Annotated in this window: 1 pseudogene; it reads left to right on the top strand. The window is 62.2% G+C overall.

The window, feature by feature from the left end:
• Window positions 1–82 precede the first annotated feature (82 nt).
• Window positions 83–360: pseudogene (locus DM374_RS32865) on the top strand (ShlB/FhaC/HecB family hemolysin secretion/activation protein); the annotation flags it as partial.

Raw genomic sequence — 360 nt, 5'->3', positions numbered from 1 at the left:
GCTGATCACCAATCCGTCCGATGAGCGCCTGAACCTGCAAATCGTCAACAACGGCATCCGCCTGCCAGAAGGAATTTGATTCATGCGTTTCGTTCGCTCATTGATTGGCGGTGGCCTGTCCCTGCTCTCGCTGTCCGTGATGGCGGCCTCGCTGCCGGACGCCGGCCAGTCGCAACAGAATATCGATCAGCGCCCGCTGCAATTGCCTAGCAAGCAGCGCCTGGATCTGAACCTGCCCGACGCGCCTTCGACCACGGCGACGGCAAGCGGCCCGACCTTGCAGGTCAACGGTTTCACCTTGCAAGGCAACGGCGCCATCGGCAGCGACGAACTGCTGCCCCTGCTCGGTGACCTGCAAGG

This window comes from Pseudomonas huaxiensis, assembly GCF_003231275.1.
Classification (GTDB): Bacteria; Pseudomonadota; Gammaproteobacteria; order Pseudomonadales; family Pseudomonadaceae; genus Aquipseudomonas; species Aquipseudomonas huaxiensis.
Note: the sequence above shows the minus strand (reverse complement) of the source record. Positions and strands in the feature narration are given on the sequence as shown.